This window comes from Streptomyces sp. NBC_01591 (genome assembly GCF_035918155.1).
Classification (GTDB): Bacteria; Actinomycetota; Actinomycetes; order Streptomycetales; family Streptomycetaceae; genus Streptomyces.
This window is the reverse complement of the sequence record NZ_CP109327.1, coordinates 1,903,464-1,930,453: the sequence shown is the minus strand read 5'-3', so window position 1 is coordinate 1,930,453 and position 26,990 is coordinate 1,903,464. Positions and strand designations below refer to the sequence as shown.

Below are 26,990 nucleotides of genomic sequence, written 5' to 3'. Positions count from 1 at the left end.
CCGGCGTAGCCGGGGCCCGTTCCTGTTGCCCGGGTGGGTGTGCCGCACTTGACTGTCGCTCGGTGGATGCGGCACGGAGGTGGCAGTGATGCTCTCGGCAAGGAACCTGTTCCAGGAGATTCTGGACGACGACGATACGTTCCGGCTGTTCTGTTCCATCGCGGCCGGCGGGGAGGCCCAGGGCGGCTGGGAGAACGGCCGTATCGCGGCCCTGGTGCCCGAGAGCCAGCGCGCCCTGGCACCCAAGATCGCCCGGCACGGCGCCGACGAGGACAAGCACGGCAGGATCTTCAACGTGCTGCTGAGGAAGCGCGGGCTCCAGCCGGTGGAGATCCCGCACGAGACCGACTACACGATGCTGCTGGAGAAGCACGGCATCGGCCTCGCCCATGAGCAGCTGCGGGGTGAGGAACGGCTCTCCGAGCGCGACATCATCACCTACCTCGCCCACAGCCGGGTCACCGAGCAGCGTGCCTCCGAGCAGATGGCCCTGCTGCGCAAGCACTTCGGCGACCACCCCGGCCTCGGCCGCGCCGTGAAAATGATCTCGAACGACGAGGACAACCACCTGGCGTACTGCCACGAGGAGCTGCTCCGCTTCGCCCGGGCCGGACACGGCCGCACCATCCAGCGCACCCTGCGCGAGTGCGCGCTCGCCGAGATCCGGGTGTACCGCGACGTCAGCCTCGCCGTGATGGACCACATGGGCCGGATCCTGGGCTGGTCCCGGGCCAGATCGGCGGTGCTCGCCGCCGGGATCCACGGCGTCTACGCGTACGAACGGCTCGTGGGGTGGCGGCGCATGGTGAGCCTGGAGCAGCCCGAGCGGCGCGACGCGCTGGGCGGTCCCGCCACGCCGGAGCCCGAGTTCGCCTGAACCGGGCCGGGCGCCCGCCCGTCCGTCAGAGCCAGCCGCGGCGCTTGAACTGCCGGTACAGCGCGAAGACCGCGGCGGCCATCAGTGCGATCAGCACCGGATAGGCCCACACATAGCCGAGCTCCGGCATGTGCTCGAAGTTCATGCCGTAGACCCCCGCCACCATGGTCGGCACGGCGGCCATCGCCGCCCAGGCCGAGATCTTGCGCATGTCGTCGTTCTGCCGCACCCCCACCTGGGCCAGATGGGCCGAGAGGATGTCGGAGAGCAGCCGGTCCAGCCCCTCCACGTACTCGTTGGCACGCGTCAGATGGTCGCTGACGTCGCGGAAGAACGGCTGCGAGTGCTCGTGGACGAACGGCACGTCCGCGCTCGCCAGCCGGGCCATGGGGGCGCTCAGCGGCCCCGTGGCCCGGCGGAACTCCAGGATCTGCCGCTTGAAGGTGTAGATGCGGGACGCGGTGCTCTTGGTGTCACCGACCCCGGCCGGCGCGAACACCTCGGCCTCCAGCTCCTCCAGGTCGACCTGGAGCTCGCCCGCGACCTCGATGTAGTGGTCGACGACGGCATCGCTGATCGCGTACAGCACCGCGGTCGGCCCGTGCTTGAGCACCTCCGGCTCGGCCTCCAGCCGGCGGCGCACCGCGGCGAGCGGCGCGCCCTCCCCGTGCCGGACCGTCACGACGAACGAGTCGCCTATGAAGGCCATCAGCTCGTCGGTGGTGACCGTGTCGCTCGCCTGCTCGTACACCACCGGTTTGATGACCGCGAAGAGCGAGTCGTCGTACACCTCCAGCTTGGGGCGCTGGTGCGCGCTCAGGGCGTCCTCCACCGCCAGCGGATGCAGTCCGAACTCGCTGCTGACGAGCTCGAACTCCTTCTCCGTCGGCTCGTGCAGCCCGATCCAGAGAAACGCGTCCCCGGTGGCCCGTGCCTCGTCGAGGGCATCGGACAAGTCGGCGGGGCCGTCGGTGCGGCGCCCGTCCCGGTAGATGGCACAGTCCACGATCACGGCGCGCATTCTTCCCTGCCGCGGTCCCCGGCGCACCTCATCGGCGTCGGCGGCCTACGCTGGCCCGTATGCCCACCCTGATCCTCGTACGCCACGGACGCTCCACCGCCAACACGGCCGGGGTGCTCGCGGGCCGCACCCCCGGTGTCGCGCTCGACGAGCGCGGTGCCGAACAGGCCGCGGCACTGCCCGGACGGCTCGCCGGGCTGCCCCTGGCCGCCGCCGTCAGCAGTCCGCTGCAGCGCTGCCGGGAGACCCTGCGACCGCTGCTCGCCGCCCGGCCGGAGCTGGAACTGCACACCGAGGAGCGGATCAGCGAGTGCGACTACGGTGACTGGTCGGGGCGAAAGCTCGCGGAGCTCGCCGACGAACCGCTGATGGGCGTCGTGCAGCAGCACCCGTCGGCCGCGGCGTTCCCCGGCGGCGAGTCGATGCGCGGCATGCAGGCGCGCGCCGTCGACGCGGTACGGGACTGGAACGCCCGCGTCGAGGCGGGGCACGGCGACGACGCCGTCTACGTGATGTGCTCGCACGGCGACATCATCAAGGCCCTCGTCGCCGATGCGCTCGGCATGCATCTCGACCTCTTCCAGCGGATCCACGCCGACCCCTGCTCGGTCACCGCGATCCGCTACACCAGGCTGCGGCCCTTCCTGCTGCGGCTCGGCGACACCGGGGACCTCGCGTCGCTGGCGCCGCGCGAGCACACCGGCGGGGCGGAGCCGGGCCCGCACCCGGCGACGGACGCGGACGCGGCTGTCGGGGGCGGCGCTGGGGCGCCGTGATCGCTTCGCGCAGTAGGGTGGACGCTCCGTAGGCGCCTTGCCCCGGGGAACTCCCGGGCCCCGGCCGCCCCTCATCCACCGTCAATTTCAAGGGAGACAGGACGTGTCCCGTCAGGTGTTCCTCTACGACCCCCCGGACCGTTTCGTGGCCGGTACGGTCGGGTTGCCTGGACGTCGTACGTTCTTCCTGCAGGCATCCTCAGGCGGACGTGTCACCAGCGTGGCCCTGGAGAAGACCCAGGTCGCCGCGCTCGCCGAGCGGATCGACGAACTGCTCGACGAGGTGGTGCGGCGGACCGGCGGAAACTCCCCGGTGCCCGCCGTGGCGCCGATGGACGTCACCGACACCGCGCCCCTGGACGTTCCCGTCGAGGAGGAGTTCCGGGTCGGCACGATGGCGCTCGCCTGGGACGGCGAGGAACAGCGCATGATCGTCGAGGCGCAGGCGCTGGTCGAGCTGGACGTGGACTCCGACGAGGATCTCGCCGAGGCCGAGGAACGGCTGCTGCAGGACGAGGAGAACGGTCCGCCGATGCTCCGGGTCCGCCTCAGCGGCGCGCAGGCCCGGGCCTTCGCCAAGCGCGCCCTGGACGTGGTGAACGCCGGACGTCCGCCGTGCCCGCTGTGCAGCCTGCCGCTCGACCCGGAAGGACATGTATGCCCGCGCCAGAACGGATACCGTCGCGGAGCCTGACCGGCACCGAGCTGGTCGCTCTGCTCACCGAGGGCGAGCTCACCGTCCTCGGACAGATCCGCGGGGCGTCCAACGCGGTGCTGTACTGCTCGGTCGCGCGCGACGGCGAGCAGGCGACCTGCGTCTACAAGCCCGTGGCCGGCGAACAGCCCCTGTGGGACTTCCCGGACGGCACGCTCGCCCGGCGCGAGGTGGCCGCGTACGAGATCTCCGAGGCGACCGGCTGGGGCCTCGTACCGCCCACCGTGCTGCGGGACGGTCCGTACGGCGAGGGCATGTGCCAGCTGTGGATCGACGCGGTCCCCCGTGACGAAGCGGCCGGCGAGGACGACGAGGCCGGTGAGGCGGGCGAGCCCCCGCTGCTCGCGCTCGTCGAGGACGAGGAGCCCGGGGAGGGCTGGAAGGCCGTCGCCCACGCCGAGGTCGGCGAGGGGAGGACGGCCCTGCTGGTCCACGCGGACGACGCGCGGCTGCGGCGGCTGGCCGTCCTCGACGCCGTGATCAACAACGGGGACCGCAAGGGCGGCCATCTGCTGCCCGCACCCGACGGCAGGCTCTACGGCATCGACCACGGTGTGACGTTCAACTCCGACGACAAGCTGCGCACGCTGCTCTGGGGGTGGGCGGGGGAGCCGCTGACGGCCGAGGCCGTCGAGGTCGTCGAACGGCTGGGGGCGGAACTCGCGCCGGGGACCCCGCTCGTCACCCGGCTGGGCGAGCTGATCACCGAGGTCGAGATCGAGGCGTTGCGGGGCCGCGTGGCGGGGCTGAGGGCGACCGGTAGGCACCCGGAGCCGAGCGGGGAGTGGCCGTCGATCCCCTGGCCGCCGGTCTGAGCGGAGCAGGGGATACGGGTTGGGCGAGGGGGCGGACCGCGTTGCCGGTACCGCGCCCCGAAGCAGATGAGGCCACACGGCGCAAGACCGCCTCTTCGGCCAAGATCCGGCATCCGGTTCGTATCCGGAACATGCATCCGGTTACGCTCGTGGCATGCATGCCTGGCCCGCTTCTGAGGTCCCCGCCCTGCCTGGCAAGGGCCGCGACCTTCGGATCCACGACACCGCGACCGGCGGACGGATCACTCTTGACCCCGGTCCCGTCGCCCGCATCTACGTCTGCGGCATCACGCCGTACGACGCGACCCACATGGGTCATGCGGCGACCTACAACGCGTTCGACCTCGTTCAGCGCGTGTGGCTCGACACCAAGCGGCAGGTCCACTATGTCCAGAACGTGACCGACGTGGACGACCCGCTGCTGGAGCGGGCCGTGCGCGACGGTCAGGACTGGACCGAGCTCGCCGAGCGCGAGACGGCCCTGTTCCGCGAGGACATGACTGCCCTGCGCATGCTTCCGCCGAAGCACTACATCGGTGCCGTGGAGGCGATACCCGGCATCGTCCCGCTCGTGGAACGGCTCCGCGACGCCGGCGCCGCCTACGAACTCGACGGCGACGTCTACTTTTCCGTCGAGACCGACCCGCACTTCGGCGAGGTCTCCAACCTCGACGCCGAGGCGATGCGGCTGCTCTCCGCCGAGCGCGGCGGCGACCCGGAGCGCCCCGGCAAGAAGAACCCCCTCGACCCGATGCTCTGGATGGCCGCCCGCGAGGGCGAGCCGAGCTGGGACGGCGCCTCGCTCGGCCCCGGCCGGCCCGGCTGGCACATCGAATGCGTCGCCATCGCCCTGGACCACCTCGGCATGGGCTTCGACGTCCAGGGCGGCGGGTCCGACCTCGCCTTCCCGCACCACGAGATGGGCGCCTCGCACGCCCAGGTGCTGACTGGCGAACACCCCTTCGCCCAGGCCTACGTGCACGCCGGAATGGTCGGCCTGGACGGCGAGAAGATGTCCAAGTCCAGGGGCAACCTGGTCTTCGTCTCGAAGCTGCGCCGCGACGGCGTGGATCCGGCGGCGATCCGGCTGGCACTGCTGTCGCACCACTACCGGACCGACTGGGAGTGGACGGACCAGGTGCTCGCCGACGCGGTGGAGCGGCTCGCCCGGTGGCGGTCCGCCGTCTCCCGGCCCGACGGGCTGCCCGCCGAGGCCCTGGTCGAGGAGGTCCGCGAGGCCCTCGCCGACGACCTGGACGCGCCGGCCGCGCTGGCCGCCGTGGACCGCTGGGCCGAGCGCCAGAACGCGGAGGGCGGTACGGACGAGGGCGCACCCGGCCTCGTCTCGCGCACCGTCGACGCACTGCTGGGTGTCGCCCTGTAGCGCCGCGCATGGTGGCAACCCGCTGATCTCCACCGGACGTTCCCGATGAACCGGCCTTGGACTTCTCGACGAAGTTCAGGGCCGGTTCCGTTTTGTCCGTGGTCAAGTGCTCGATGCTGCGCTAAAAGCGCTCTATGCAATCATCAACGCGCATCAGAGCGGCGGCAGTTGCAGCCTTGCTGGGGCTGCTCGCCGTCCTCTCGGGCCCCGGCGCGGCCCAGGCCGGCGCCGCCGAGCCGGACACCACGGTCGGCGACCTCACCGGATTCTCCGCCGACGGATCCGTCTACCACCTGAAGGCCGGTGCCGCCGAGGCGCGGGTCAGCTTCGTCTCCGCCGAGACCTTCCGTATCGAACTCGCCCCGGACGGCACGTTCTCGGACCCGGCCGGCGACGACATAGTGCTGCCGCAGGGCACCCCGCCGCACACCCGGTGGAAGGAGCGGAGCGACCGCTACGAACTCTCCACCGGGCGCGTCACCCTGCGCGCCTACAAATCGCCCCTGCGCTTCGCCCTGTACCGGGCGGACGGCAGCCAGGTCTGGTCCGAGGCCAAGGGGCTGAGCTGGAACGGCGAGAAGACCACCCAGACGCTGGCCCGCGGCGCGGACGAGCAGTTCTACGGCGCCGGCATGCAGAACGGACGGGGCAACACCTCGCACCGCGACAAGACCGTAGAGGTCGGCGTCGACTACAACTGGGACGACGGCGGCCACCCCAACTCGGTGCCGTTCTACCTCTCCTCGGCCGGCTACGGCGTCTTCCGCAACACCTACGCGCCGAACACCTACGCCTTCACCGACCCGGTGACCACCAGCGCGAAGGAGAAGCGTTTCGACGCCTACTACTTCGCGGGCGACAGCGCCAAGGACGTCATCGGGCAGTACACGAAGCTCACCGGCAAGCCCTTCCTGCCGCCCGTGTACGGAATGGAGATCGGCGACGCCGACTGCTATCTCCACAACGCCAACCGCGGTGAGCGCCACACCCTGGACGCCCTGAAGGTCGCCGACGGTTACGTGGAGCACGACATGCCGAACGGCTGGATGCTCGTCAACGACGGCTACGGCTGCGGCCACGAGGACCTCGCCGAGACCGCCAAGGGCCTCCAGGACCGCGACATGCAGCTCGGCCTGTGGACCCAGGACGGCATCGACAAGATCGCCGAGCAGGTCAAGGCCGGTCAGCGGGTCGCCAAGCTGGACGTCGCCTGGATCGGCGCCGGCTACAAGTTCGCCCTGGACGGCTGCAAGGACGCGTACAAGGGCATCGAGGACAACAGTGACGCCCGCGGCTTCACCTACGCCCCCGAGAGCTGGTCGGGCGCCCAGCGCTGCGGTGTGCAGTGGTCCGGCGACCAGTACGGCACCTGGGACTACATCCGCTGGCAGATCCCGACCTACGCGGGCGCCACGATGTCCGGCCTCGCCTACACCACCGGCGACGTCGACGGAATCTTCGGCGGCAGCGCCAAGACCTACACCCGTGACCTCCAGTGGAAGATGTTCCTGGGGACCACGATGACGATGGACGGCTGGGCGGCCAGCGACAAGCAGCCCTTCCGGTACGGGGAGCCGTACACCACCATCAACCGCGACTACCTCAAGCTCAAGGAGTCGCTGCTTCCCTACCAGTACTCCTACGCGCACGAGGCGACGAAGACCGGCGTCGGCATGGTCCGCCCGCTCGTCCTCGAATACCCGGACGACCCGAAGGCGGCGACGGACGCGGCGAAGTACGAGTTCATGTCAGGCGAGGACTTCCTCGTCGCGCCGGTCTACCAGGACAGCACCGAGCGCGACGGCATCTACCTGCCGAAGGGCACCTGGACCGACTACTGGAGCGGCCGGACGTACCAGGGCCCGGTCACCCTCGACGACTACAGCGCCCCGCTCGACACCCTGCCGCTGTTCGTCAAGGGCGGTGCCAGTGTGCCGATGTGGCCGGGCATCCGCTCGTACAAGGACCGCACCGCCGGCTCCCCGCTCGCCTGGGACATCTACCCGCAGGGCAAGTCGTCCTTCACGCTGTACGAGGACGACGGCGTCACCCGGCAGCACCGCGACGGCAAGTACGCCACCCAGCGGGCCGATGTGGACGGACCGGCCCGGGGCGCGGGCGACGTGACCGTGCGGGTAGGCGCGAGCAAGGGGGAGTTCACGGGCAAGCAGAGCAAGCGCCCGTACGAGTTCACCGTGCACACCGGGTCCGCCCCGAGCGCGGTCGAGCTCGGCGGGAAGCTGCCCCGGCTGGGCTCCGCCGCCGCGTACAAGGCCGCGAAGCAGGGCTGGTGGTACGACCGGGACGACCGTGGCGGCGTCGTGAAGATCAAGACCGCGCCGCTGTCCACCGGCAAGAAGTTCTCCGTGGAGCTGAAGAACACCAGCGCGGTCGGCGGGCGGGCCGCCGCGGCGAGCGCCGTGGTCTCCGCGCCGGCCGGGCAGGAGGTCGGCGCCGGGGCCGAGGGCACCGTCGCCGTCGATGTCACCGCGGGCAGCGCCGATGTGACGGACGCCCAGGTCGGCCTGGACGTTCCCGAGGGCTGGCAGGTCGCACGGGCCGCGACGGTGGACCGGATCCCGGCGGGCACCACCCGACGGGTCGAGGTGTCCGTCACCCCCGCGAAGGACGCCACGGCGGGAGAGGCACGGATCACCGCACTCGTCCGCTACCGGTCGGCCGGTGAATCCCGGACCGCCACGCAGCGGTTCGCCGCCGGAGTGATGCCACCGCCGCCCACCGGCGAGGCCTGGGCGAGCGATCTGGTGTGGCTGAAGTCCGCCAACGGCTACGGACCGGCCGAACGGGACCGCAGCAACGGCGAGTCGGGCGCCACCGACGGGCACCCGCTGACCCTCGCCGGGAAGACGTACGAGAAGGGGATCGGCACCCATGCCGACTCCGACATCGAGGTCTATCTCGGCGGGCGCTGCACCGCGTTTACCGCGGACGCCGGGATCGACGACGAGATCAACGGCTACGGCGAAGTGGCCTTCTCGGTCGAGGCGGACGGCAAGGTGCTGTGGACCTCCCCGAAGGTGACCGGGGCCTCGGCGACCGTACCGGTCGACGTGAAGCTCGACGGTGCGCGCCATGTGCACCTGAAGGTCACGGACACCAACGGCTCCAGGACCGGTGACCACGGGGACTGGGCCGCCGCCCGGTTCACCTGTTCCTGAACGTCCCGGACAGCACGGGAGCGCCGGGCGGTGACGTACCCGCCCGGTGCTCCACCGGTCCCGTCCGTCCTCCTCGGAGCGTCAGTCCTCCGGGGAGTCCTCCGACGAATCCTGCGGACCCTCGCCGTCCCCGTCGTCGTCGCCCTCCCGGTCGGCCGGTGGCTGCCGGCCGGGTCCGCCCGCGGGCGGCGCGCCGGGGCCCGTGTCGCCCCCGGTCTCGGGGCGGACCGGCTTCGGCGGACGGGTGCGGCCGCTGGAGGTGTCGCGCAGGTACGAGGTGTCGCCGCTCTCCGTCGCGTGCCCGCCCGGCGTCTGACCCGGACCGATGTCCCTGCGGCGCAGATAGCGCTCGAACTCCCGGGCGATGGCCTCGCCGCTCGCCTCGGGAAGCTCGGCGGTGTCCCGGGCCTCCTCCAGCGTCTGGACGTACTCGGCCACCTCGCTGTCCTCGGCGGCCAGTTGGTCGACGCCGAGCTGCCAGGCGCGCGCGTCCTCGGGCAGTTCGCCCAGCGGGATGCGCAGACCGATGAGGTCCTCCAGGCGGTTCAGCAGCGCGAGTGTGGCCTTCGGGTTGGGCGGCTGCGACACGTAGTGCGGCACCGCCGCCCACAGGCTCACCGCGGGCACGCCCGCGTGCGTGCAGGCCTCCTGGAGGATGCCGACGATGCCCGTCGGTCCCTCGTACCTGGTCTCCTCCAGGTCCATGGTCCGCGCCAGGTCCGGATCGGAGGTGACTCCGCTGACCGGCACCGGCCGGGTGTGCGGGGTGTCACCGAGCAGGGCGCCCAGGACCACCACCATCTCCACCCCCAACTCATGGGCGAAACCCAGGATCTCGTTGCAGAACGAGCGCCAGCGCATGGATGGCTCGATACCGCGGACCAGGACGAGATCGCGGGGCTTGTCCCCGCCGACGCGGACCACGGAGAGCCGGGTGGTCGGCCAGGTGATCTTGCGCACCCCGCCGTCCAGCCAGAGCGTCGGCCGGTTGACCTGGAAGTCGTAGTAGTCCTCGGCGTCCAGCGCCGCGAACACCTCGCCCTTCCACTCCCGGTCCAGGTGTGCGACCGCCGTGGAGGCGGCGTCCCCTGCGTCGTTCCATCCCTCGAACGCGGCCACCATGACCGGGTCGATCAGCTCGGGAACCCCCTCGAGCTCGATCACCCAGGCCTCCTTCCGAAGTTCCCTTGTGTACCCATCAACCTTACGGCTTCCGGTCACTCGCGCCGCAGCCTCCGTGCACAGCCGGGTGAACCGGGTCCACGAAGACGCATCACCGGTCGAATCAAGGCATCGGACTCCGGATACATCCGAGCTGTGCCGGTCAATTTCGATCAATCCCTGGACTTTGGTGCCTTGATGGCGCTATACATCGGATGACCAGAACAGAGGTCCGATGTTATTCCCCTGGGGGCGCACATGAGTCAGACCGTCACGGATTTCGAGGTCCACGACATCCGTTTTCCGACCTCGGAACAACTGGACGGCTCGGACGCCATGAACCCCGATCCCGACTACTCGGCTGCCTACGTCGTACTGCGTACCGAAGTCCCCGACCGCACGGACGGCCCGGACAGCGGCGGTGGAGGCATCGAGGGACATGGCTTCTGTTTCACCATCGGGCGGGGCAACGAGGTGATGGCCGCCGCCATCGAGGCGTTGCGCCCCTACCTGGTGGGGCGCCCGGCGCCCCGCACCGCGGCCGATCTCGCCGCACTGCACCGTGAGCTCACCCATGACTCGCAACTGCGCTGGCTCGGCCCGGAGAAGGGCGTGATGCACATGGCGGCCGGCGCGGTCGTCAACGCCGCCTGGGACCTGGCGGCCAAGCTGGCGGGCAGGCCGGTCTGGGAGTTCCTCGCCGGGATGACGCCCGAGGAGCTCGTCTCCCTCGTCGACTTCCGCTACCTCACCGACGCCCTCACCCCCGACGAGGCCCTGGCGATCCTGCGGGCCGCCGAACCGGGCCGGGCCGAGCGCGCCGAGCGGCTGCGCGCCGAGGGATACCCGGCGTACACCACCTCGCCCGGCTGGCTGGGCTACACCGACGACAAGCTCGTCAGGCTCGCGAAGGAGGCCGTCGCCGACGGCTTCACCCAGATCAAGCTGAAGGTCGGCGGCAGCCTCCGCGACGACGTCCGCAGACTCGCCCTGGCCCGCGACGCCGTCGGGCCCGACATCCGGATCGCCGTCGACGCCAACCAGCGCTGGGACGTCTCGGACGCGGTCGAATGGATGACCGCGCTCGCGCCGTACGACCCGCACTGGATCGAGGAGCCGACCAGCCCCGACGACATCCTCGGCCACGCCGCCGTCCGGGCCGGTCAGCCGGTCAAGGTCGCCACCGGCGAACACGTCGCCAACCGGGTCGTGTTCAAGCAGCTGCTGCAGGCCGGCGCCGTCGACTTCGTCCAGATCGACGCGGCACGGGTCGCGGGCGTCAACGAGAACCTCGCGATCCTGCTGCTCGCCGCGAAGTACGGCGTACCGGTCTGCCCGCACGCGGGCGGGGTAGGACTCTGCGAGCTGGTGCAGCACCTCTCGATGTTCGACTACGTGGCGGTCTCCGGCAGTTGGGACAACCGAGTGATCGAGTACGTCGACCATCTCCACGAACACTTCGCCGACCCCACCGTGATCGAGTCCGGCCGCTACACCGCGCCGAGCTCCCCGGGCTTCTCCGCCCGGATGCTCCCCGATTCGATCGCCGCACACCGCTACCCGGAGGGCGCCGTATGGCAGGCCCGCCAAACCACCGAGGAGGCCGGCCGATGACCGGAACGAGCGACTTCGAAGGAATGAACGCCCTGGTCACGGGCGGCGCCTCCGGCATCGGCGCCGCTGTCGCGACCATGCTGCTGGCGCGCGGCGCGCAGGTGGCCGTACTGGACCGGGAGACCGCGGGCGCCCCCGCCGGCGTCCTGGCCCTCAAGGCCGACGTCACCGACGACGACGCCGTGCGCGAGGCGGTCGACCGGGCCGCCGCCGAACTGGGCGCACTGCACACCGTCGTGTCCAACGCCGGCATCGGATCCATCGGCACCGTCGAGGACAACGCCGACAACGAGTGGACCCGGGTCCTGGACATCAACGTCCTCGGTATGGTCCGCACCGCCCGGCACGCCCTGCCCCATCTGCGGCGCGCGGCGGCCGACCGTCCCGGCGCCGTGTCGATCACCCAGACCTGCTCCATCGCCGCGACCGCCGGGCTGCCGCAGCGCGCCCTGTACAGCGCGAGCAAGGGCGCGGTCCGCTCGCTGACCCTGGCGATGGCCGCCGACCACGTCCGTGAGGGCATCCGGGTCAACTGCGTCAACCCCGGCACCGCGGACACCCCGTGGATCGGCCGGCTCCTCGGCCAGGCCGACGACCCGGCCGCCGAACGGGCCGCGCTCAACGCCCGCCAGCCGCTGGGACGGCTCGTCTCCGCCGACGAGGTCGCCGCCGCGATCGTCTACCTCGCGAGCCCCGCCGCCGCCTCGGTCACCGGCACGGCACTGGCCGTCGACGGCGGCATGCAGGGGCTGCGCCTGCGCCCCGCCGAGAGCTGACCGGGGGAGGCCCGAGCCGCGCCACCCGCCGCACCCCCGCGCATGCACCTCCGCTTTGCCGACAGAAATCCGAGCCGGTACTCACAAAGGACGGGACACCAATGAGAGTGCGTACGACGAGTGCGGCAGCCTGCGCCGTACTGCTGGCCGTCACTGCCCTCGCGGGCTGCAACCGCGAGTCCACCGCGGACGGCGCGGGCGGCGGGAAGGTCGGTATCGACCTGCCGCGCAGCGACAGCGACTTCTGGAACTCGTACCAGAACTACGTGGAGAAGGGCGTCGAGGCGGGCGAGGTCGAGGCGCTGCCGCTGACCAACTCGCAGAACGACATCGGCAAGCTGGTCGCCAACGTCCAGACCTTCACCGACCAGGGCGCCAAGGCCGTGGTGATGGCGCCGCAGGACACCGGCGCGATCGCGGAGTCGCTCAACACGCTGAACGAGAAGAAGATCCCGGTCGTCAGCGTCGACACCCGCCCCGACAAGGGCAACATCTACATGGTGGTGCGCGCCGACAACAAGGCGTACGGGACCAACGCCTGCAAGTACCTCGGCGAGCAGCTGGGGGGCAAGGGCAAGGTCGTCGAATTCCAGGGCGACCTCTCCTCGATCAACGGCCGCGACCGGTCCGAGGCGTTCAAGGCCTGCATGGACAAGGACTTCCCCGGCATCAAGGTCTTCGAGCTGGCCACCGACTGGAAGGGCGACGTCGCCTCCGCCAAGCTCCAGGCCACCCTGGCCGCCAACCCCGACATCAACGGCATCTACATGCAGGCCGGCGGTGTCTTCCTGCAGCCCACCCTCGCACTCCTGGAGCAGAAGAAGCTGCTGAAGCCGGCCGGTACGCCGGGGCACATCACGATCATCTCCAACGACGGCATCCCGGAGGAGTTCGACGCCATCAAGGCCGGGAAGATCGATGCGACGATCTCCCAGCCCGCCGACCTGTACGCGAAGTACGCGCTCTACTACGCCAAGGCGGCCCTGGACGGAAAGACCTTCAAGGAAGGCCCCACCGACCACGACTCCAACATCATCAAGATCCCGAACGGCTTCGAGGACCAGCTCCCCGCGCCGCTGGTGACCAAGGACAACGTCGACGACCCGAAGCTGTGGGCCAACCAGCTGGAGAAGAAGAGCTAGCCATGGACCAGGCACCACCTGCCGTACAGGCGGAAGGCGTTGTCAAACGCTTCGGGCCCACCGTGGCGCTCGACGGGGTGAGGCTCACCGTGCAGCCCGGTGAGTCGCACGCCCTGGTCGGCCGCAACGGCGCGGGCAAGTCGACGCTGGTCAGCGTTCTGACCGGGCTCCACAAGGCGGACGCGGGCACGGTCACGTTCTCGGGGGAGCCCGCGCCGGCCTTCGGGGACACCGCGGCCTGGCAGTCGAAGATCGCCTGCGTCTACCAGAAATCCATGGTCGTCCCGGATCTGACCGTCGCGGAGAACCTCTTCCTCAACCGCTTCGACGACAACGCCCGCTGGATCAGCTGGGGCAGGCTCCGCAGGCGCGCCGAGCGGCTGCTGGCCGAGTACGGGGTCCAGGTCGACCCCAGCACCCGGGCGCGCGATCTCGCCGTCGAGCAGCGGCAGTTCGTCGAGATCGCCAGGGCGCTGTCCTTCGGCGCCCGGCTGATCGTCCTGGACGAGCCGACCGCCCAGCTCGACGCCCGGGGCATCGGGCGGCTCTTCGACAAGCTGCGGGAACTGCAGAGCCAGGGAGTGGCCTTCCTCTTCATCTCCCACCACCTCCAGGAGGTGTACGAACTGTGCACGGCGGTCACCGTCTACCGCGACGCCCGCCATGTGCTGACCGCCCCGGTCGCCGGCATCGCCAAGGCGGAGCTGGTGGCGGCGATGACCGGCGAGCAGTCCGCAGGTGCCACCGCCTGGCACGCGGGCGGTACCGGGGCCGCGGCGCGGGACGAGTCGGCCGCCCCCGTACTGCGTACCGAAGGGCTCAACGTCCCGGGCCAGTTCGAACCACTGGACCTGGAGGTCCGCCCCGGCGAGGTGCTCGGCCTCGCCGGCTCCGCGGCCAGCGGCAACACGGCCCTGGGGGAGACCCTGGCCGGCATGCGGAAGGCGGGCGGCGGCACGGTCCGCGTACACGGCAGGTCCGTGCGCTCCGGCAGCGTGCCGCACGCGCTGGACGCCGGGATCGGCTACATCCCCGAGGACCGGCACGACCAGGGCCTCGTCCTGGAACGCAGCGTCGCCGAGAACGCCACGCTCACGGTCACCGACCAGCTCGGCCCGTGGGGGACCGTACTGCCCTCCCGTACCAGGGAGTTCGCGCGCACCATGATCGCCTCGCTGGACATCAAGACACAGGGGCCCGAGCAGCCCGTCTCCGGACTCTCCGGCGGCAACCAGCAGAAGGTGGTGGTGGCCAGGGCGCTGGCCCGTGAACCCAGCGTGCTGGTGGCGGTGCGGCCCACCGCGGGGGTGGACATCAAGTCCAAGGACTCCCTGCTCGGAGTCGTACGACGGGTCGCCGACGAGGGGAACGCCGCAGTGATCATCTCGGACGAGCTGGACGATCTGCGGGTCTGCGACCGGGTGCTCGCCCTGTTCCACGGACGCGTGGTCGCGACATTCGCAAGCGGGTGGAACGACGGGGAGCTCGTCGCCGCCATGGAAGGTGTGGGGGAAAGGGAATGACCGGCACGGTACGGCCCCTGGCGGCCGACGGCATCGACAGCGGGACGAAGGGCTCCCCGACCGGCGAGAGGCCGCTGGACCGGCTGAAGCTGATCAGGTGGAGCGACTTCTCCCTGGTACCGGTGATCCTGGTGCTGATGGTGATCGGGTTCATCGTCTCGCCGGTGTTCCTGACCTCCGAGAACCTGATCAGCGTCGTCCAGCAGTCCTCCGAACTGAGCCTGCTGGTGCTGGGCCAGGCGCTGATCCTGATCTGCGGGCGGATGGACCTGTCGCTGGAGTCGACGATCGGCATCGCGCCGGTCGTCGCGATGTGGCTGGTCCTGCCCACCGAGGGCGGCCGCTTCGCGGGCCTCGGGCTGCTGCCCACCTGGTCGGCGATCCCGCTCTGTCTGCTGGTGGGTCTGGCCATCGGCGCGGTCAACGGCTTCCTGATGCTGAAGCTGAGGGTCAACGGCTTCATCGCCACGCTCGGCATGCTCACCATGCTGCGCGGCCTCCACATCGGGATCACCGAGGGCAAGTCCATCACCGACGTCCCGGAGTCCTTCCGCTACCTCGGCAAGAGCGAGTGGCTCGGCGCACCGGCCGCCGTCTGGATCTGCCTCGCGCTGTTCGCCGTCGGCGGCGCCGCACTGGCCTGGCTGCGCCACGGACGCTCGCTGTACGCCATCGGCGGCAACCCGGAGGCGGCGCGCGCCGCGGGCATCCGGGTGGACCGGGTCACCTGGATCGTGCTGGCCGTCGGCGGGCTGCTGGCGGCCTTCGCGGGCATCCTCTACACCGGCCACTACGGATCGGTCGCGGCGACCCAGGGCAACGGCTGGATCTTCCAGGTGTTCGCCGCCGCGGTCATCGGCGGCATCAGCCTCAAGGGCGGCCGCGGCACCCTGTTCGGCGCGCTGACCGGTGTGCTGACGCTCCAGCTGGTGGTCAATGTGATGACCCTCGGCGGTGTCCCGGCACTGTGGAACCAGTTCCTCAACGGCGCGATCATCATCGTCGCCCTGGTCATCTCCCGCTTCGCGAGCGGCGAGAAGCAGGACTGAGCGTTTTCAGCCCCGCCGGCGTTCGAGACGCGAGGTCCGGGGCGGAGCCCCGGTTACGGGAAGGGGCGGGTCGGGGAACACCCCACCCGCCCCACCTTTGTCACAGCGACGACCGCAACCACTGCTCCACACTCGCCACATGCACCGTCGCCCAGGCCCGCGCAGCCTCCGCGTCCCGGTCCCGCAGCGCCGAGACGATCGCCCGGTGCTCATGGAGCGTGCGGCTGACCGCGTCCTCCTGCGTCAGACCGCGCCAGACCCGCGCCCGGGTCGTCGGCCCCGACAGCCCGTCGAGCAGCGAGCAGAGCACCGAGTTCCCGGACGACTGCACGATGCCGCGGTGGAACTCCAGGTCGCAGGCGACCAGCTCCTCCACCGAGGGCTGTGCCCCCAGCGCGTCCAACTGCGAGCTGAGTATGTCCAGTTGGGCCTCGCTGATCCGGGTGGCCGCCATCGCCGTCGCCGCAGGTTCCAGGATCCTGCGGACCGCGAGGAACTCCAGCACCGTGTCGTCGCGGTGGAAGTCCACCACGAAGCTCAGCGCCTCCAGGAGCAACTGCGGATCGAGGCTGGTCACATACGTGCCGTCGCCCTGGCGCACATCGAGAATGCGGATCAGCGAAAGGGCCCGCACCGCCTCCCGGAGCGAGTTGCGGGAGAGCCCGAGCTCCGCCGCGAGTTCGCTCTCCTTGGGGAGCCGGTCGCCGGGGCGCAGCGCACCCGAGACGATCATTCCCTTGATCTTCTCGATCGCCTCGTCGGTGACAGCCATGACGGTCCTCCTGGATCCGGACTGGAATCAGAACTGGGTTCAGACATCCGATGTATCTCTTCATTATGCGGGTCGGAAGAGGCGGATGAACCAGGTCTGCCGCAGGTCGTCCAGGGTCCGGGCGGCCGGACGCCCGCCGGGGTCAGTCCCAGAGCGCGGACGGTGCCTCGCGCCGCACCACCGGAGCGATCTCCTCCGCGAACCGCTGGAGCGTCTCGGTCTGCTCGCCGGCGCTCAGCCCGAAGCCGTCCACGGTGACCGACTGGAGGTCGTGCCCGTACACCTCGTGCCAGCCGAGGATCTTGTCGATGATCTGCTGCGGGCTGCCGATCAGCTGGGGCCCGTCCGCGATGGCCTCCTCGATCGTCCGGAACGGTGTGTTGTACCCGGCCTTCCCCTCCAGGTGCGGCCGGAAGGACTGCGCCACCTTCGCCTCGTACAGCTCCTTGTAGCGCTCCACGGCCTGCTGCGAACTGTCGGCGATCAGCAGCCCGCCCGAGCCCGCGGCCACATGCGCGCGGGCCGGATCGTGGCCGTACGCCTCGAAGCGCTCCCGGTAGTGGTCGATCAGCCGGGCGTACGCCGCACGGGGCTGGACGGCATTGGCGGTGAACAGCGGATCGCCGTGGCGCGCCGCAAGTTCGGGGGATTCGAGGCTGGTCGCCGATCCGTGCCAGACGCGCGGCGGCCCCGCGTACGGGCGCGGCAGGGTCGTGGCGTTCTTCAGTGCGGGCCGGAACTCGCCCTCCCAGTCGACGCCCTCCTCGCTCCAGAGCCGCCGCAGCAGTTCGTACTTCTCCTTCTGGAGGTCCCACTGCCGCTCCTCGTCGAGCCCGAAGAGGTCGAAGTGACCGGCCTCCGCCCCCTTCCCGACGACCAGCTCGATCCGACCCCCGGAGATCTGGTCGAGCGTCGCGAAGTCCTCGGCCACCCGCACCGGATCGAGGATGGCGACGACCGTGACGCCGGTCAGCAGCCGGATCGTGGAGGTACGGGCCGCCAGCGCGCCGAGCACCACGCTCGGGCTGGACGAGAGGAACGGACCTGCGTGCCGTTCACCGATCGCGTACGCGTCGAAACCCAGCCGTTCTGCGACGACGCCGGTCCCGATCACTTCCTCGAACCGTTCGGCGGGGGAGGGGAATCGATGGTTCAGCGGGTGCGGGGCGTGGCCGATGAGGGAGAGCACGGAGAACTTCATGGCTCAACTGTCCCCGCGCCGTATTGCACCCGTGTGGCGGCCGTGTGGCGCGTCCACCGACCGTGCCGTTCCGGACATGCGGCGAGGGGCGGCCTCTCCCGCGGGAGCCACCCCTCGCCGTATGTCCGTATATCCGTACGTCCGGCCCGGTCAGCCCCGGTCGCCGAGCATGGAATCGACGCCGGCCCGGATCTCGTCCGTCGCCAGGCCCCGGATCGTCAGCGTCGTCCGGCGGCGCAGCACGTCGTCCGCCGTCTCGGCCCACTCGTGGTCACGGGCGTAGGCGACCTGCGCCCAGATCTCCGGCGCGTCCGGGTGGATGCGCTCGGCCAGCGCCGGGTTCTCGTTCGCCATCCGGGCGATGTCGAAGGAGAGCGAGCCGTAGTGCGTGGCGAGGTGCCGGGCGGTGTCGGCCGCCATCCGGGGGCCGGGCGTGCCGCCGTCGACCAGCAGCCGGTGCGCCACCGCGTTCGGGTTGGCGATACCGGGCAGCGGGAGCTTCTTCGGCAGGTGCGAGATCGGCTCCATGTCCTCCGCGAGCGGGTGCCCGGGGAGTGCGGCCAGCTTGTTCATCACCGTACGGCCGATGTGACGGAACGTCGTCCACTTGCCGCCCGCGATCGACAGCATCCCGCCGCGGCCCTCCGTCACGACCGTCTCGCGCTTGGCCTTGGACGTGTCGCCGGGGCCGCCGGGCAGCACCCGCAGACCGGCGAAGGAGTAGGTGATCAGATCGCGCGACAACTGCTGGTCCCTGATGGAGAACGCCGCCTCGTCGAGGATCTGCGCGGTGTCCTTCTCGTTGACCGCGACGTCCGCGGGATCGCCCTCGTACTCCTCGTCCGTCGTGCCGAGCAGCAGCATGTCCTCCCACGGCAGGGCGAACGTGATGCGGTACTTGTCGATCGGGGTGGCCAGCGCGGCCTTCCACGGGCGGGTGCGCTTCAGCACGAGGTGCGCGCCCTTGGACAGGCGTATGGAAGGTGCCGCGTCCGGGTTCTCCATCCTGCGCAGGTGGTCGACCCACGGTCCGGTGGCGTTCAGCACGAGACGGGCGTTGACGCCGAACTCCGTACCGTCCAGGCGGTCCTGGAGCTCGGCACCGGTCACCCGGCCCTTGGTGAACCGCAGCCCGGTCACCGCCGCGTGGTTGAGGACGACCGCACCCGCGTCGACGGCCGCGCGGACGGTCATCAGCGCCATCCGGGCATCGTTCATCTGGTCGTCGCCGTAGACCGCGACAGCCTTCAGGTTGTCCGTACGCAGCTCGGGCACGTCGCGCTGCGCCTTCGCCGGGCTGATCACATGCCCGACCCCGTCACCGAACGCGGAGAGCGCCGAGTACGCGAACACACCCGCGCCGAGCTTGGCCGCGCCGTGCGGTCCGCCCTTGTAGACCGGCAGGTAGAAGGTGAGCGGATTGGCGAGGTGCGGGGCCACCTGACGGGACACCGCACGGCGCTCGAAGTGGTTCTCCGCGACCAGCTTCACCGCGCCGGTCTGCAGGTAGCGCAGACCGCCGTGGAGCAGCTTGGACGAGGCGGAGGAGGTGGCGCCGGCGAAGTCGCCGGCGTCCACCAGGGCCACCCGCAGCCCGGACTGCGCGGCGTGCCAGGCGGTGGAGATGCCCAGGATGCCGCCACCGATCACCAGGAGGTCGTACGCCGCCTTGGACAGCTGCTCCCGGGTTTCGGCACGGCTCGGGAGGGAGCCGGAGGCCGGGTGGGTCCCGAGGGCCGGGACGCTCTGCAGGGTGGTCATGTCGATTACTCCTCGGCAGTGTTCTCGTCGAGCCAGCCCATGGAGCGTTCCACGGCCTTGAGCCAGCTCTTGTACTCGCGGTCGCGGGTGTCCGCGTCCATGCGGGGGGTCCACTCGGCGGCCCGGCGCCAGTTGGCGCGCAGCGCGTCGGTGTCCGGCCAGAAGCCGACGGCGAGACCGGCGGCGTAGGCGGCGCCGAGGCAGGTCGTCTCGGCGACCATCGGCCGCACCACGGGTGCGTCCAGGAAGTCGGCGAGCGTCTGCATCAGCAGGTTGTTGGAAGTCATACCGCCGTCGACCTTCAGGGCGGTGAGCTCGACACCGGAGTCCTTCGTCATGGCGTCGGTGATCTCGCGGGTCTGCCAGGCGGTGGCCTCCAGGACGGCACGGGCGATGTGCGCCTTGGTGACGTACCTGGTCAGACCGGCGATGATGCCGCGGGCGTCGGAGCGCCAGTACGGGGCGAACAGACCCGAGAACGCGGGCACGAAGTACGCGCCGCCGTTGTCCTCGACCGACGAGGCCAGGGTCTCGATCTCGGCCGCGGACTTGATCAGGCCCATCTGGTCGCGCATCCACTGCACCAGCGAACCGGTGACGGCGATGGAGCCCTCCAGGGCGTAGACCGGCTTCCGATCGCCGATCCGGTACCCGACGGTCGTCAGCAGTCCGTTGTACGAGTTGACGGGCGTCTCACCGGTGTTCATCAGCATGAAGGTGCCGGTGCCGTACGTGGACTTGGCCTCGCCCTCGGAGAAGCAGGTCTGGCCGAAGAGGGCCGCCTGCTGGTCGCCGAGCGCGGACGCCACCGGGACCCCGTCGAGCACGCCGCCCTTGGCGTTGCCGTACACCTCGGCGGAGGAACGGATCTCGGGGAGCACCGCGGCCGGGATCTCCATCGACTGGAGGATCCGCTCGTCCCACTGCATCTCGTGCAGGTTCATCAGCAGCGTGCGCGAGGCGTTGGTGACGTCGGTGACGTGGACGCCGCCGTCGGTGCCGCCGGTCAGGTTCCAGATGACCCAGGAGTCCATGGTGCCGAAGAGGATGTCGCCGCGCTCGGCGCGCTCGCGCAGCCCCTCGACGTTGTCGAGCAGCCAGCGGACCTTGGGGCCGGCGAAGTACGAGGCGAGCGGCAGCCCGGTCTCGCGGCGGAAGCGGTCCTGGCCGACGTTGCGGCCGAGCTCCTTGCAGAGCGCGTCCGTCCGGGTGTCCTGCCAGACGAGGGCGTTGTGGACGGGCTCACCGGTGTTCTTGTCCCAGAGCAGCGTGGTCTCGCGCTGGTTGGTGATGCCGATCGCCTTCACGTCGGCGGCCGTGATGCCCGCCTTGACGATGGCGCCGGCCACGACCTCCTGGACGTTCTCCCAGATCTCGGTCGCGTTGTGCTCGACCCAGCCCGGCTTCGGGAAGATCTGCTCGTGCTCCTTCTGGTCGACGGAGACGATCCGGCCGTCCTTGTCGAAGACGATGCAGCGGCTGGAGGTGGTGCCCTGGTCGATGGCCGCGATGAACGGGCCGGTGGTGTGTGCGTCGGTCACGGTGTGCTCCCGGAAGTCTGTGGTCGTGAGGGTTACGGCTCTGGGCGTCACGGCTCAGGCGAAGGCGACGTTGTAGAGCCCGCCCGCGATCGCGCCGCCGATGAGCGGTCCGGCGACCGGGATCCACGCGTAGCCCCAGTCGGAACCGCCCTTGTTCGGCAACGGCAGCAGCGCGTGCACGATACGCGGACCGAGGTCGCGAACCGGGTTGATCGCGTAGCCCGTCGGGCCGCCGAGCGAGAGACCGATACCGACGACCACCAGGGCGGTGACCATCGCGCCGAGCGTGCCCAGACCGTTGCCCTCGTTGTTCAGGCCCTGGGTGAGGATCGCCAGGACGAGCACGACGGTGGCGATGATCTCCGTGACCAGGTTCTGCACGGCGTGGCGGATCTCGGGGCCGGTGGAGAAGATGCCCAGGACCGGGCCCGCCTTCGGGGCGGCGGCCTTGTCGACCATGCCTTCCTCACCCGTGTGGGCGCTCAGGATCTCCGGATCGGTCAGATGCGCCCGGAACTGCCCGTAGTACGTGAGCCAGACCAGCACCGCGCCGATCATCGCGCCGAACAGCTGGGAGCCGAGGTACAGCGGTACGTCGCTCCACTCGGTGCCGCCCTCGATCGCGAGGCCGATCGTGACCGCCGGGTTGAGGTGCGCGCCGGAAACGCCGCCGGCCAGATACGCGCCGGTCAGCACGGCGAAACCCCACCCGAAGGTGATGGCCGGCCAGCCGGCGTTCTGCGCCTTGGAGCGCTTGAGCGTGACAGCGGCACAGACACCGCCGCCGAGCAGGATGAGAACGGCGGTACCTATGGTCTCGCCGATGAAGATGTCGGAGCTGGACACCCGCGACTCCTTTGTCCTTCGTCCAGGGAAGCCGAACCCCGGGTCCCTCCGGTGGTCCGCGCCCTCGTGGGAGGGCGTTTTCCGGCCCTTCGCGCTGTCACACCCTAACGCTTGTTTCCGTTAGGTGTTCGACAATGCCGACCGATGAACGGCAATGCTTCCCCCAGGTGAATCAGGCGTCAAGGGTTGTGTGGCCTATAACTCGATCGTTACCGGCGGCTGTCCGCCGCGGCGGTCAGAAGCGCCCGGCGCCCAGGTCCCTGGAGACCGCACGGGCGCAGTCGCGCACTGCGGCGATCAGCTCGGGGCGCAGGTCCCCGTCCGCGCAGACCCGCTCCACGGCGCCGGTCACGGCCACCGCGCCGACCGGCATCCGCCGCCGGTCGTGGATCGGGGCGGCCACCGCGGCCACGCCCTCCCAGGTCTCCTCCACGTCGGCCGCCCAGCCGCGCGCCCGGATCAGGTCGAGCATCGCCTCGAACTCCTCCGGATCGGTGACCGTGCGCGGCGTGAAGGGCTGCCGCTCGGCCTCCATGGCCTCGGTGTGCGCCACCGGGTCGTATGCCGAGAGCACCTTGCCCAGGGCCGTGGAGTGCAGCGGCTGCATGGCCCCGACCTCCAGGACCTGCCGGCTGTCGTCGGGGCGGAAGACGTGGTGGACGATGAGGACGCCCTGCTGGTGCAGTACGCCCAGATGGGTGCTCTCGCCGCTGGAGCGGGCCAGGTCGTCCGTCCAGACCAGCGCGCGGGCCCGCAGCTCATGGACGTCCAGATAGCTGTTGCCCAGACGCAGCAGCTCGGCGCCCAGCTGATAGCGGCCGGACGCCGCGTCCTGCTCGACGAAGCCCTCGTGCTGGAGCGTGCGCAGGATGCCGTGTGCGGTGCCCTTGGCCAGGCCCAGTGACGAGGCGATGTCGGACAGCCCCAGCCGACGCTCGCCGCCTGCCAGCAGGCGCAGCATCGCCGCCGCCCGCTCCAGCGACTGGATGTTCTTGGCCATCGCGCCGTACTCCTCCACCTTGGTTCGACAATGCTGAACACTATCGGTCGATGCCGACCCTTGCTCGATCGCGCAGCAAAACCGCGACACCGCTCCGAACCGGACATCCCCCCGCACAGCATGCAGTCCGTTCCGTGGGACGGAGTGACGGCCCCGGGCGCCGCCCGGCTAGGCTGGCCTGGTGCGCCTTCCACCGAAGACGCAAAGCCGACAGCCGTCGCATCCCAGGGAGTACATCCATGGCCTCGTCGCCGACCCCTTCCGCCGACAGCCGGAACCGAGCCGAAGCCCTCCGCGAGGCGCTCGCCACCCGTGTAGTGGTGGCCGACGGTGCCATGGGCACCATGCTCCAGGCACAGGACCCCACGCTTGAGGACTTCGAGAACCTCGAAGGCTGCAACGAGATCCTGAACGTCACCCGCCCCGACATCGTGCGTTCGGTGCACGAGGAGTACTTCGCCGTCGGCGTGGACTGCGTCGAGACGAACACCTTCGGCGCCAACCTGGCGGCCCTGGGCGAGTACGACATCCCCGAGCGGGTCTTCGAGCTCTCCGAGTCCGGCGCGCGCATCGCCCGCGAGGTCGCCGACGAGTTCACCGCCTCCACCGGGCAGCAGCGCTGGGTGCTCGGCTCGATGGGCCCGGGTACGAAGCTGCCGACGCTGGGCCACGCCCCGTACACCAAGCTCCGTGACGCCTACCAGCAGAACGCCGAGGGCATGATCGCCGGCGGCGCCGACGCCCTGCTGGTCGAGACGACCCAGGACCTGCTCCAGACCAAGGCCTCTGTCATCGGCGCCCGGCGCGCCCTGGAGGCCACCGGGGCCAACCTCCCGGTGATCTGCTCCGTCACCGTCGAGACGACCGGCACCATGCTGCTCGGCTCCGAGATCGGCGCGGCGCTCACCGCCCTGGAACCGCTCGGCATCGACCTCATCGGCCTGAACTGCGCCACGGGCCCCGCCGAGATGAGCGAGCACCTGCGCTACCTCGCCCGGCACTCCCGCATCCCGCTCTCCTGCATGCCCAACGCCGGCCTCCCCGTGCTCGGCAAGGACGGTGCGCACTACCCGCTGTCCCCGGCCGAGCTCGCCGACGCGCAGGAGACCTTCGTCCAGGAGTACGGCCTCTCGCTGGTCGGCGGCTGCTGCGGCACGACCCCGGAACACCTGCGCCAGGTCGTCGAGCGGGTCCGCGGCGTGGCCGTCACCCCCCGCACCCCGCACCCCGAGCCGGGCGCCGCCTCCCTCTACCAGACCGTCCCGTTCCGCCAGGACACCTCGTACCTGGCTATCGGTGAGCGCACGAACGCCAACGGGTCGAAGAAGTTCCGCGAGGCCATGCTCGAAGCCCGCTGGGACGACTGCGTGGAGATGGCCCGCGACCAGATCCGCGAGGGCGCGCACATGCTCGACCTCTGCGTCGACTACGTGGGCCGCGACGGTGTGGCGGACATGGAGGAGCTGGCCGGCCGTTTCGCCACCGCGTCCACCCTCCCGATCGTGCTGGACTCGACGGAGCTGCCCGTGCTGCGGGCCGGTCTGGAGAAACTGGGCGGCCGTGCCGTCCTGAACTCGGTCAACTACGAGGACGGCGACGGGCCCGAGTCCCGTTTCGCCAAGGTCACCGCGCTGGCCGTGGAGCACGGCGCCGCGCTGATCGCGCTGACCATCGACGAGGAGGGCCAGGCCCGGACCGTCGAGCACAAGGTCGCCGTCGCCGAGCGGCTGATCACGGACCTGACCGGCAACTGGGGCATCCAGGAGTCGGACATCCTCATCGACGCCCTGACCTTCACTATCTGCACCGGTCAGGAGGAGTCCCGCGGCGACGGCATCGCCACGATCGGGGCGATCCGTGAGCTGAAGAAGCGCCACCCCGACGTGCAGACCACGCTGGGCCTGTCCAACATCTCCTTCGGCCTCAACCCGGCCGCCCGAGTCGTGCTGAACTCCGTCTTCCTCGACGAGTGCGTCAAGGCCGGACTCGACTCCGCGATCGTGCACGCCTCCAAGATCCTGCCGATCGCCCGCCTGGAGGAGGAGCAGGTCAAGGTCGCCCTCGACCTCATTTACGACCGCCGAGCCGAGGGCTACGACCCCCTCCAGAAGCTCATGGAGCTCTTCGAGGGCGTCAGCACGAAGTCGATGAAGGCGGGCAAGGCCGAGGAGCTCCTGGCCCTGCCGCTCGACGAGCGACTCCAGCGCCGCATCATCGACGGTGAGAAGAACGGCCTGGAGACCGACCTCGACGAGGCGCTGCGGACCCGCCCGGCCCTCGACATCGTCAACGACACCCTCCTGGAGGGCATGAAGGTCGTCGGCGAGCTCTTCGGCTCCGGCCAGATGCAGCTGCCCTTCGTCCTCCAGTCCGCCGAGGTCATGAAGACCGCGGTGGCGTACCTCGAACCGCACATGGAGAAGTCCGACGCCGAGGGCAAGGGCACCATCGTCCTGGCCACCGTCCGCGGGGACGTCCACGACATCGGCAAGAACCTCGTCGACATCATCCTGTCCAACAACGGCTACAACGTCGTGAACCTCGGCATCAAGCAGCCCGTCTCCGCGATCCTGGAAGCCGCCGAGGAACACCGGGCCGATGTCATCGGCATGTCCGGCCTCCTGGTGAAGTCCACCGTGATCATGAAGGAGAACCTGGAGGAGCTGAACCAGCGCAAGCTGGCCGCCGACTTCCCCGTCATCCTCGGCGGCGCGGCCCTCACCCGGGCCTACGTCGAGCAGGACCTCCACGAGATCTACGAGGGCGAGGTCCGCTACGCCCGCGACGCGTTCGAGGGTCTGCGCCTGATGGACGCGCTGATCGCGGTCAAGCGCGGTGTCCCGGGTGCGGTGCTGCCCGAGCTCAAGCAGCGCCGGGTGCCCAAGCGGGACACGGCGGTCCTGGAGGTCGACGAGCCGGAGGAGGGCGTGCGCTCCGACGTCGCCGTCGACAACCCGGTCCCCGAGCCCCCCTTCTGGGGCACCCGGGTCGTCAAGGGCATCCAGCTCAAGGAGTACGCGTCCTGGCTCGACGAGGGCGCCCTCTTCAAGGGCCAGTGGGGACTCAAGCAGGCCCGTGCCGGCGACGGACCGACGTACGAGGAGCTGGTGGAGACCGAGGGCCGCCCGCACCTGCGCGGCTGGCTCGACAAGCTCCACACCGAGAACCTCCTGGAAGCCGCCGTCGTCTACGGCTACTTCCCGTGCGTGTCCAAGGGCGACGACCTGATCCTGCTCCACGAGGACGGCTCCGAGCGGACCCGCTTCACCTTCCCCCGCCAGCGCCGCGGCCGCCGCCTCTGCCTCGCGGACTTCTTCCGCCCCGAGGAATCCGGCGAGAAGGACGTGATCGGTCTCCAGGTCGTCACCGTCGGCTCGAAGATCGGCGGCGAGACCGCGAAGCTCTTCGAGGCCAACTCCTACCGCGACTACCTGGAGCTGCACGGCCTGTCCGTACAGCTGGCCGAGGCCCTCGCCGAGTACTGGCACGCCCGGGTCCGCTCGGAGCTGGGCTTCGGCGGCGAGGACCCGTCCGATGTCGAGGACATGTTCGCGCTGAAATACCGGGGCGCGCGCTTCTCCCTCGGCTACGGTGCCTGCCCCGAGCTGGAGGACCGGGCGAAGATCGCCGAGCTGCTCCGGCCGGAGCGGATCGGGGTGCATCTCTCGGAGGAATTCCAGCTGCACCCGGAGCAGTCCACCGACGCGATCGTCATCCACCACCCGGAGGCGAAGTACTTCAACGCGCGGTAAGACGATGTTCAACGCGTGGTAGCAGGACAAGTCGTACACTTGTCGGTCCAGTGCAGGCCGGTCGCCTTTCCCGCGGGAAATGGCG

The 26,990-nt window shown here is 70.3% G+C and carries 20 protein-coding genes; 12 read left to right on the top strand and 8 right to left on the bottom strand.

Translation table 11 applies throughout. The annotated features are described in order from the left end of the window. The first annotated feature begins 88 nt into the window (after positions 1 to 88). On the top strand, positions 89 to 877 hold the full coding sequence (locus OG978_RS09010) for a ferritin-like domain-containing protein (RefSeq protein ID WP_326764686.1): 789 nt from the start codon (positions 89 to 91) through the stop codon (positions 875 to 877). 25 nt (positions 878 to 902) lie between these two features. Here the strand turns inward: OG978_RS09010 and corA are convergent, their stop codons facing one another. Continuing rightward, entirely contained in the window at positions 903 to 1,898 is a 996-nt protein-coding gene (gene corA / locus OG978_RS09005) for a magnesium/cobalt transporter CorA (protein ID WP_326764685.1), read from the bottom strand. Positions 1,899 to 1,957: 59 nt separating this feature from the next. Here corA and OG978_RS09000 point away from each other — a divergent pair, with 59 nt between their 5' ends. From OG978_RS09000 to OG978_RS08980, 5 genes are all read left to right on the top strand, one after another. After that, a complete protein-coding gene (locus tag OG978_RS09000) occupies positions 1,958 to 2,674 on the top strand; it encodes a histidine phosphatase family protein (protein ID WP_326764684.1) in 717 nt (238 codons plus the stop codon). A gap of 103 nt (positions 2,675 to 2,777) precedes the next feature. Next, positions 2,778 to 3,368 (top strand): DUF3090 domain-containing protein, encoded by a 591-nt coding sequence (locus tag OG978_RS08995; RefSeq protein WP_072484378.1) that lies wholly within the window; start codon positions 2,778 to 2,780, stop codon positions 3,366 to 3,368. Next, positions 3,332 to 4,204, top strand: a complete 873-nt coding sequence (locus OG978_RS08990) for an SCO1664 family protein (RefSeq protein WP_326764683.1) — start codon at positions 3,332 to 3,334, stop codon at positions 4,202 to 4,204. Before OG978_RS08995 ends, OG978_RS08990 begins: the two co-directional genes overlap by 37 nt. Before the next feature lie 154 nt (positions 4,205 to 4,358). Then, on the top strand, positions 4,359 to 5,588 hold the full coding sequence (mshC, locus tag OG978_RS08985) for a cysteine--1-D-myo-inosityl 2-amino-2-deoxy-alpha-D-glucopyranoside ligase (RefSeq protein ID WP_326764682.1): 1,230 nt from the start codon (positions 4,359 to 4,361) through the stop codon (positions 5,586 to 5,588). Between the two features lie 134 nt (positions 5,589 to 5,722). After that, on the top strand, positions 5,723 to 8,767 hold the full coding sequence (locus OG978_RS08980) for an NPCBM/NEW2 domain-containing protein (protein ID WP_326764681.1): 3,045 nt from the start codon (positions 5,723 to 5,725) through the stop codon (positions 8,765 to 8,767). A gap of 81 nt (positions 8,768 to 8,848) precedes the next feature. On the opposite strand, the gene OG978_RS08975 is transcribed toward OG978_RS08980, so the two are convergent. After that, positions 8,849 to 9,931 carry a PAC2 family protein gene (locus OG978_RS08975; RefSeq protein WP_326764680.1) on the bottom strand — a complete coding sequence of 361 codons (1,083 nt, stop codon included), beginning with the start codon at positions 9,929 to 9,931 and terminating at the stop codon, positions 8,849 to 8,851. Positions 9,932 to 10,186: 255 nt separating this feature from the next. Here OG978_RS08975 and OG978_RS08970 point away from each other — a divergent pair, with 255 nt between their 5' ends. The 5 genes from OG978_RS08970 to OG978_RS08950 all read left to right on the top strand — a co-directional run bounded on the left by OG978_RS08970 (position 10,187) and on the right by OG978_RS08950 (position 16,032). Beyond that, entirely contained in the window at positions 10,187 to 11,542 is a 1,356-nt protein-coding gene (locus OG978_RS08970) for an enolase C-terminal domain-like protein (RefSeq protein WP_326764679.1), read from the top strand. Further along, positions 11,539 to 12,318: an SDR family NAD(P)-dependent oxidoreductase gene (locus OG978_RS08965; protein WP_326764678.1), complete on the top strand. Its 780-nt coding sequence runs from the start codon at positions 11,539 to 11,541 to the stop codon at positions 12,316 to 12,318. The genes OG978_RS08970 and OG978_RS08965 overlap by 4 nt, the downstream gene beginning before the upstream one ends. A gap of 101 nt (positions 12,319 to 12,419) precedes the next feature. Then, positions 12,420 to 13,460, top strand: coding sequence for a sugar ABC transporter substrate-binding protein (locus OG978_RS08960; RefSeq protein WP_326764677.1), 1,041 nt, complete (start codon positions 12,420 to 12,422; stop codon positions 13,458 to 13,460). Between the two features lie 2 nt (positions 13,461 to 13,462). Next, entirely contained in the window at positions 13,463 to 14,983 is a 1,521-nt protein-coding gene (locus OG978_RS08955) for a sugar ABC transporter ATP-binding protein (protein ID WP_326764676.1), read from the top strand. After that, positions 14,980 to 16,032, top strand: a complete 1,053-nt coding sequence (locus OG978_RS08950; protein WP_326764675.1) for an ABC transporter permease — start codon at positions 14,980 to 14,982, stop codon at positions 16,030 to 16,032. Before OG978_RS08955 ends, OG978_RS08950 begins: the two co-directional genes overlap by 4 nt. 100 nt (positions 16,033 to 16,132) lie before the next feature. Here the strand turns inward: OG978_RS08950 and OG978_RS08945 are convergent, their stop codons facing one another. From OG978_RS08945 to OG978_RS08920, 6 genes are all read right to left on the bottom strand, one after another. Next, a complete protein-coding gene (locus OG978_RS08945; protein WP_326764674.1) occupies positions 16,133 to 16,804 on the bottom strand; it encodes a FadR/GntR family transcriptional regulator in 672 nt (223 codons plus the stop codon). A gap of 142 nt (positions 16,805 to 16,946) precedes the next feature. Continuing rightward, the gene (locus OG978_RS08940; RefSeq protein ID WP_326764673.1) at positions 16,947 to 18,005 is read right to left on the bottom strand and encodes an LLM class flavin-dependent oxidoreductase; all 1,059 of its coding nucleotides are present in this window, start codon (positions 18,003 to 18,005) and stop codon (positions 16,947 to 16,949) included. Between the two features lie 150 nt (positions 18,006 to 18,155). Continuing rightward, positions 18,156 to 19,766 (bottom strand): glycerol-3-phosphate dehydrogenase/oxidase, encoded by a 1,611-nt coding sequence (locus OG978_RS08935; RefSeq protein ID WP_326764672.1) that lies wholly within the window; start codon positions 19,764 to 19,766, stop codon positions 18,156 to 18,158. Positions 19,767 to 19,771: 5 nt separating this feature from the next. Beyond that, entirely contained in the window at positions 19,772 to 21,307 is a 1,536-nt protein-coding gene (gene glpK, locus OG978_RS08930; RefSeq protein ID WP_326764671.1) for a glycerol kinase GlpK, read from the bottom strand. A 54-nt stretch (positions 21,308 to 21,361) separates the two neighbouring features. Then, a complete protein-coding gene (locus tag OG978_RS08925) occupies positions 21,362 to 22,153 on the bottom strand; it encodes an MIP/aquaporin family protein (protein ID WP_326764670.1) in 792 nt (263 codons plus the stop codon). Positions 22,154 to 22,388: 235 nt separating this feature from the next. Next, complete coding sequence (locus tag OG978_RS08920; RefSeq protein ID WP_326764669.1) at positions 22,389 to 23,153, bottom strand: IclR family transcriptional regulator; 765 nt, start codon at positions 23,151 to 23,153, stop codon at positions 22,389 to 22,391. A gap of 239 nt (positions 23,154 to 23,392) precedes the next feature. On the opposite strand from OG978_RS08920, the gene metH reads away from it, so the two are divergent. Continuing rightward, positions 23,393 to 26,905 carry a methionine synthase gene (gene metH, locus OG978_RS08915; protein ID WP_326764668.1) on the top strand — a complete coding sequence of 1,171 codons (3,513 nt, stop codon included), beginning with the start codon at positions 23,393 to 23,395 and terminating at the stop codon, positions 26,903 to 26,905. The last annotated feature ends 85 nt before the right edge of the window (positions 26,906 to 26,990 follow it).

Coding starts and splice junctions, on each gene's coding strand:
- OG978_RS09010 (WP_326764686.1), top strand. CDS start 89: ATGCTCTCGGCAAGGAACCTGTTCCAGGAGATTCTGGACGACGACGAT.
- corA (WP_326764685.1), bottom strand. CDS start 1,898: ATGCGCGCCGTGATCGTGGACTGTGCCATCTACCGGGACGGGCGCCGC.
- OG978_RS09000 (WP_326764684.1), top strand. CDS start 1,958: ATGCCCACCCTGATCCTCGTACGCCACGGACGCTCCACCGCCAACACG.
- OG978_RS08990 (WP_326764683.1), top strand. CDS start 3,332: ATGCCCGCGCCAGAACGGATACCGTCGCGGAGCCTGACCGGCACCGAG.
- mshC (WP_326764682.1), top strand. CDS start 4,359: ATGCATGCCTGGCCCGCTTCTGAGGTCCCCGCCCTGCCTGGCAAGGGC.
- OG978_RS08980 (WP_326764681.1), top strand. CDS start 5,723: ATGCAATCATCAACGCGCATCAGAGCGGCGGCAGTTGCAGCCTTGCTG.
- OG978_RS08970 (WP_326764679.1), top strand. CDS start 10,187: ATGAGTCAGACCGTCACGGATTTCGAGGTCCACGACATCCGTTTTCCG.
- OG978_RS08965 (WP_326764678.1), top strand. CDS start 11,539: ATGACCGGAACGAGCGACTTCGAAGGAATGAACGCCCTGGTCACGGGC.
- OG978_RS08960 (WP_326764677.1), top strand. CDS start 12,420: ATGAGAGTGCGTACGACGAGTGCGGCAGCCTGCGCCGTACTGCTGGCC.
- OG978_RS08955 (WP_326764676.1), top strand. CDS start 13,463: ATGGACCAGGCACCACCTGCCGTACAGGCGGAAGGCGTTGTCAAACGC.
- OG978_RS08950 (WP_326764675.1), top strand. CDS start 14,980: ATGACCGGCACGGTACGGCCCCTGGCGGCCGACGGCATCGACAGCGGG.
- OG978_RS08945 (WP_326764674.1), bottom strand. CDS start 16,804: ATGGCTGTCACCGACGAGGCGATCGAGAAGATCAAGGGAATGATCGTC.
- OG978_RS08940 (WP_326764673.1), bottom strand. CDS start 18,005: ATGAAGTTCTCCGTGCTCTCCCTCATCGGCCACGCCCCGCACCCGCTG.
- OG978_RS08935 (WP_326764672.1), bottom strand. CDS start 19,766: ATGACCACCCTGCAGAGCGTCCCGGCCCTCGGGACCCACCCGGCCTCC.
- OG978_RS08920 (WP_326764669.1), bottom strand. CDS start 23,153: ATGGCCAAGAACATCCAGTCGCTGGAGCGGGCGGCGGCGATGCTGCGC.
- metH (WP_326764668.1), top strand. CDS start 23,393: ATGGCCTCGTCGCCGACCCCTTCCGCCGACAGCCGGAACCGAGCCGAA.